This window comes from Bacillus sp. FSL E2-8868 (assembly GCF_038005505.1).
In the GTDB taxonomy this organism is placed as follows: domain Bacteria; phylum Bacillota; class Bacilli; order Bacillales; family Bacillaceae_G; genus Bacillus_A; species Bacillus_A mycoides.
Map to the genome: position 1 here is coordinate 359,012 of NZ_JBBOTI010000004.1, position 6,069 is coordinate 365,080.

Consider the following 6,069-nt stretch of genomic DNA (forward strand, 5'->3'; position numbering starts at 1 on the left):
ACAGGAGGTTTTTTTACTTTATGAAAAGAAAATATGTATGGCTTATAGGTGGTTCCATAATTCTCGTGTTAATTTTATGGTCTTTGTTCCGACCGGAGAAATTATTTATTGATAAGAAAGTGAATGAAACATTGCCACAGACGGAAATGCAATCAATGAAAACAAAACAAGTTCAGGATCAAGTTCAAGTTATAAGTGCAGGTCAGTTTCAAAACGGTGTCCATGAAACAACTGGAACAGCAACAATCCATCAATTAGCGGATGGAAAACGCATTTTACGACTTTCTAATTTTTCAACATCTAACGGGCCAGATGTGCGAGTAGTATTAGTTCCTACAGATCGTTTGAAAAATAATGAAGATGTTAAAAATCATCAGTATATTGAATTAGGAAAATTAAAGGGAAACAAAGGCAACCAAAACTATGAAATTCCTGAAGGGATAGATGTAAGTACATATGGTTCGGTTTCTGTTTGGTGTAAGAGATTTAATGAAAACTTTGGTGCTGCTTATTTTAAAAAGTAAGCACGAAGGTTCTTTTGCAAAGTTTCTTGACAGATAAAAAGTTGGTATGATTGCAGATGGATTTTATGCAATCGTTAGTAATTGTTGTAATTCATTGTACGTTTTTGCACCAGAATCCATAAGAAAATGAAAAATTTCCGTCTGTTTTTATTCGCCAAACACTATTAGAATTCGAAGCATTAGTTGCAGATGTGATTGAACGATATCACGGCGGTACAACTGTTGTAACAATAGCATTGGGAGATTATGGTGTAGATTTTGAAAATCGTTTAAATGGTGATTTATACCTTGGCTAAGTGAAGTGATATGTCTTACAAAGCCATCGCACTTGTACACAGTAATATTGCAAAACGTGGATATGCCGTTTCAACCGGTGGTTTTTCGAAAAACGCCAAACGGTATGCGAAAGAATTAATTGTAGAGCTAATTGATGGATCTCGACTAGCTGAAATTTACATGGAATTCATTGAAGGTCATCTCATAACTCAATATGTAGTGAGTCTTCCTAATAATTAACTTGGCAGGTTAATTATTAGATATACATTCATTAGAGTGAAAAATCTATGAAGGGAATAGTACATCTTCTATATATCATATCTTTGTAGAGAAAATAATACTTTGTCTAATACTGGCATTACGTGGGGAATGTGTGTTTTTAGGGGGGGATATATGGAGAGGAAAAATAAATGGTACGGATTAAACTCTAATGTAAATCTATCTGCAAGTTCATTTGATCCTAACTTGGTAGGGCCTACATTGCCACCGATTTCACCAATTTCTGTACCAACCGGTCCAACGGGAGAAACAGGTATAACAGGCCCAACAGGCCCAACCGGTCCAACGGGAGTAACGGGTATAACAGGCCCAACCGGTCCAACGGGAGCAACAGGTATAACAGGCCCAACTGGACCAGGTCCAACTGTGAGTCTTAAATTTCTTTATGTAGCAAATTTTAATGAAAATACGGTAGAAATTTATGATATTTTCAATCCAATATTTCCAGTACGTATTGGAGAGTTTAATGGTGGGAATTTAGCTAATCCTGCTGGATTAGCTATTACAGGAACCACTCTTTATGTAACAAATAATGGAGATGACACGGTAGAAATTTATAATCTTTCCAATCCGACAGCTCCAATACGTATTGGAGAGTTTAATGGTGGCGATTTAAGTGAACCTATAGGAGTGGTTATCACAGGAACCACTCTTTATGTAGCAAATAATGGAGATAACACGGTAGAAATTTATAATATATTGAATCCGACAGTTCCAGTGCGTGTAGGGGAGTTTAATGGTGGTAATTTAAATGCACCTGTTGAATTAGCTATTACGGGAACCACTCTTTATGTAGCAAATAGTGGAGATAACACGGTAGAAATTTATAATATTTCTAATCCGATAATTCCAGTACGTGTCGGAGAGTTTAATGGTGGAAATTTAAGTGGTCCTACTGGATTGGAAATTACAGGAACCACTCTTTATGTAACAAATTTTAATGATGATACGGTAGAAATTTATGATATTTTGAATCCGATAGCTCCAGTACATGTTGGAGAGTTTAATGGTGGAAATTTAAGTGAACCTGGTGGGTTAGCTATTACAGGAACCACTCTTTATGTAGCAAATTTTAATGATAATACGGTAGAAATTTATGATATTTTGAATCCGATAGCTCCAGTACGTGTTGGAGAGTTTAATGCAGGAAATTTAAGTAGTCCTGCTGGATTAATCATTTTTTCGTTATTCGGTTAGTAAATTCTATTACAGCGACATAACTATTGATAATCATAGCTATATTTATTTAAACAAAAGTTCCTTCAAATCTTTTGAAGGAACTTTTGTTTCATGTATTAGAGGTGGGTAACAACTTGGAAACCTTGATATGACAACGTTTTTAAGGCTTTTTATTTTGTGGAAAATGTACTTTGGAATAGAAAAAAACAGATGTATTTTTAGTGAAAAATCATCGTGATATTTTAAGTGAATCCTTTATGAATAAAGAGAAGAGATCCCCTGTAGAAACCATCATTAAAAACTTCTTGTTAAGTTATCAAGTTGTTATCACAGATGTACCTTCGGATCAGTTATTAAACATGGTATGTGACGATATTTTGGGATCTGGGATTATAGAGCCTTTGCAAGAGGATAAGGACGTAACCGATATTTATATAAATGGCACAAAAGAGATTATTTACGAAAAAATTGGAGAGGGAGAATGTACTTTCCCTTACCGATTTGAAACGGAAGAAGAAGTGAAAGCTTTAACTTATAAGATGGTAAACAGTACTTCAGAATCCTTAAATACAGCTAAAGCCTATGTAGAAGAAGCCTTTTATCCAAATGGTACAGGTACTAGTGGATACAAAGTATTTGATACAAGATTAGGAGGGAATCGAGTCTTATATCCCTATACGGTAAGAGAAAGTTCTATTGCTGTTTTTAAGTGATTAAACGTTCCAAATAATGATTATATTTCCGCAACCTTTAAAGCGAAGTTACAAGGATTGGGGAGAATTAGTTTCTATGGTGATGGAAGCTGGGAAACAGGAAGAGAATTTGATTATTATAACGCTACTGTTTTAAAAGATGTGCCAAGCGGTTCAAAAGAATTAGAGATTAGTAATATATCTTTGTTTCCGGAAAGGGAACCAGGCACCAACATACCAAGTGATAGAAAACACATTACTTCAGATATAAACAAAGATGTGTATCAAGATTCTCCCATGATAGATAAGGTGATACCTTACCAGGGTGGTTCTAGACAGGGGAAGTGGATTCCTAACAAAATCTATTGCCCTTTTTTCAAATTTGATTATATTTGCACCAGAACCTAAAGGTTTATGTATAAAATTATTTTATGAAACTAGATAACGTGATAAAATTCTAGTCGCTGTGTATCTAATCATAAAAAGTAAGTTTATTTGTTAATGAGTTTTGTAATCTTTTTGTAATCTTTATATTTTGGAAATAGTTCATACTTTTTAGAGGGAATGAAATTAATAGGTTTTTATAGTAAAAGTATTTGCAGAATTTTCAGATGAATATAGGGGGTGACTGCGAATGCCCGAACCATTAAAGAAAAATAGTCGCTATATGGTTGGATTGGACAGTCTAAGGGGCCTAGCCATACTAGGTGTTATTTTGTATCATATCAATTTTAATTGGATGCCCGGTGGATTTTTAGGTGTCACTGTATTTTTTGTACTTTCCGGTTATTTAATTACAGATATTCTGGCTATAGAATGGAAAAATAATAAGAGAATTGATTTGAAGAAATTCTGGCTCAGTAGGGCAAGGAGATTACTTCCTGGAATGCTTATCATGCTCATCGTCACCTTAGCATGGATTACAATTTTTCATAGTTCTTTACTTGTAAAAATGCGAGGAGACTCACTAGCTGCTTTATTATATTTTAGTAATTGGTGGTATATTTATCATAAATTATCTTATTTTGATAGCTTTAGTCAGCTTTCCCCGCTAAATCACTTTTGGTCGTTAGCTGTTGAGGAACAATTTTATGTGGTCTGGCCATTTGTCATTAGTTTGGGGTTTTATTACATAAAAAAACAATCACGCATGATCTTATTTATTTGTCTAGGAGCGATTGCTTCCGCTTTAGCAATGGCAATCCTATATGAGCCAGGCACTGACCCGAGTAGAATTTATTACGGTACTGATACACGGGCTTTTTCTTTACTAATTGGAGCGGCACTTGCCTTAATTTGGCCAAGCAGTAGGCTTGCGAGTAAAATTATTCCGCAAGCACGTCTTATTCTTGATATCATTGGGGGAGTTGCTCTTATCATCATTCTCACTATGTTTTGGAAGACGAATCAATATGAGCCGTTTCTATACCGTGGGGGAATGGTTCTTTTATCAATTGCTACTGCCTTGTTAGTCGCTAACCTCGCTCATCCAGCTAGCAGAATCGCACAATTTTTGAGATTTAGACCACTGCGTTGGATGGGCGTACGATCATATGGGATATATCTTTTGCATTATCCGATTATTACATTGACGACTCCGAAGGTAAATACTGGGGAGTTTTCGTTTACAAGAGCCATTCTTCAATTTCTTCTTATTATAATTGTTGCACAAATTTCGTGGAAGTTTATTGAAAATCCAATCCGAAAAGGCGCATTGAAGAATATTCGGATTAAGAACTTGAAAATAAGAAACTTAACTTTAAGTGGTAAGTTAGTTTTAATATGTGCAGTATTCATTTCTTCGATAGCTACTTTTGGATTAACAACAGCTAGTAAAGCAAAGGAGAATACTCAAAAAGATAAGGTGGAAGCAGTGCAAGAAGAACAGGCTAAACATCCAGTTGCAGTTTGGGAAAAACCAGCCGATGAACCACCTCAGAATAAAGAAGAACAAAAAGAAGAGAACCCCGCACAGCCTAAAGATCCTCTAACAGTTACAGCTGTAGGGGACTCAATCATGATTGATATTGCTCCGTATTTAAAAAATACTTTTCCTAATATTAGGATTGATGCGAAAATAGGACGGCAAATGTCACAGGCAATCCCTGCTGTGGAACAGCTAAAGAATGAGGGGAATTTAGGAAGTAATGTCATTATTGGATTAGGTACAAATGGAGCCTTTACCAAGGAGCAATTAGCATCATTAATAGAAGTAATCGGGAATGAACGTAAAATTATATTAATCAATACGAGGGTACCACGTCCGTGGGAATCGTTGGTGAATGAGAAGCTAAAAGAAGCAGCATCATCTTACAAAAATGTGGTGTTAGTTGATTGGTATTCAGCAAGTGCTGGAAATAAGGCGTACTTTGAACCAGATGGCGTACATTTAACGAAAATAGGTGCAGAAGCTTATGCTGCTCTTGTAGCAAAAGAAGTGAATCAATAGGGGGTTCGGAAACGACTCTGGTGCAAAGATTTACAAACATAAACTTGACTCAAGGCACATGGATTGAATTTAAATTAGCAATGCATGTATAGGAAAAGGTGAAGGGACATATTGGTCCCTTTACCTTTTTTATTTTTTATAAAAAGATTTCAAAACCCTTAGTTTTTGGAAATAAAGTAATCATACCTAAACTTGTACTTGTTGTACTTGTAAAACTTTTAAAGTAAGATCTAGTACAATTTTTTCGCGAAGAGTATCAAATGGCTCGTTTAAATCTGTTGGACAAGGGGAAAAGTCTAATTCGAAAAATTGAGCGCTGACTAATTCGCAATATGGTTGTTCGTTATAAAAAACTGTATTTTCGAAGAAATATTTGTCTAAACGTGGTAAATCACCGTTTTTCGGATTAATAAAATGAGATGTAGTGTCTGAGGAAGAAGCTACTATAGCAAGAGATAGAAAATCAGCTGCTGTTAAATCTGCAAAACCAGAAAATGGAACATTTGCAATGCGGTCATATAGAACTCCATTACAATCATCACTTGCATATTCAATATTTTTACGAATATATCCTTGTACAAATAATTTAGCTCTTGTAACTTGGCGGTAATTTGTACCTGGTATTGGAGTAAATGCTACAGGAACTAACTTACATTGTGTTAAAAATACG

The 6,069-nt window shown here is 35.2% G+C and carries 5 protein-coding genes and 2 pseudogenes; 6 read left to right on the top strand and 1 reads right to left on the bottom strand.

The window, feature by feature from the left end:
- The first annotated feature begins 20 nt into the window (after nucleotides 1-20).
- The 6 genes and pseudogenes from NSS74_RS26770 to NSS74_RS26795 all read left to right on the top strand — a co-directional run bounded on the left by NSS74_RS26770 (nucleotide 21) and on the right by NSS74_RS26795 (nucleotide 5,399).
- Nucleotides 21-524, top strand: coding sequence for a DM13 domain-containing protein (locus NSS74_RS26770; protein WP_002144163.1), 504 nt, complete (start codon nucleotides 21-23; stop codon nucleotides 522-524).
- A gap of 122 nt (nucleotides 525-646) precedes the next feature.
- A pseudogene (locus NSS74_RS26775) lies at nucleotides 647-1,040 on the top strand (restriction endonuclease); the annotation flags it as partial.
- A 153-nt stretch (nucleotides 1,041-1,193) separates the two neighbouring features.
- Nucleotides 1,194-2,276: an LVIVD repeat-containing protein gene (locus NSS74_RS26780; protein WP_340814672.1), complete on the top strand. Its 1,083-nt coding sequence runs from the start codon at nucleotides 1,194-1,196 to the stop codon at nucleotides 2,274-2,276.
- Nucleotides 2,277-2,515: 239 nt separating this feature from the next.
- Nucleotides 2,516-2,857, top strand: a pseudogene (locus NSS74_RS26785) (hypothetical protein); the annotation flags it as partial.
- 171 nt (nucleotides 2,858-3,028) lie between these two features.
- Nucleotides 3,029-3,358: a hypothetical protein gene (locus tag NSS74_RS28040; RefSeq protein WP_040963195.1), complete on the top strand. Its 330-nt coding sequence runs from the start codon at nucleotides 3,029-3,031 to the stop codon at nucleotides 3,356-3,358.
- Nucleotides 3,359-3,584: 226 nt separating this feature from the next.
- Complete coding sequence (locus tag NSS74_RS26795; RefSeq protein ID WP_002144159.1) at nucleotides 3,585-5,399, top strand: acyltransferase family protein; 1,815 nt, start codon at nucleotides 3,585-3,587, stop codon at nucleotides 5,397-5,399.
- A 186-nt stretch (nucleotides 5,400-5,585) separates the two neighbouring features.
- Here NSS74_RS26795 and NSS74_RS26800 read toward each other — a convergent pair.
- Nucleotides 5,586-6,069, bottom strand: a 484-nt coding sequence (locus NSS74_RS26800) for a CsxC family protein (protein WP_340814674.1), incomplete at its 5' end; no start/stop codon positions are given.

Bases quoted from the DNA above. Each gene is read 5' to 3' on its own strand.
- NSS74_RS26795 (WP_002144159.1), top strand. From the start codon at position 3,585: ATGCCCGAACCATTAAAGAAAAATAGTCGCTATATGGTTGGATTGGAC.
- NSS74_RS26770 (WP_002144163.1), top strand. From the start codon at position 21: ATGAAAAGAAAATATGTATGGCTTATAGGTGGTTCCATAATTCTCGTG.
- NSS74_RS26780 (WP_340814672.1), top strand. From the start codon at position 1,194: ATGGAGAGGAAAAATAAATGGTACGGATTAAACTCTAATGTAAATCTA.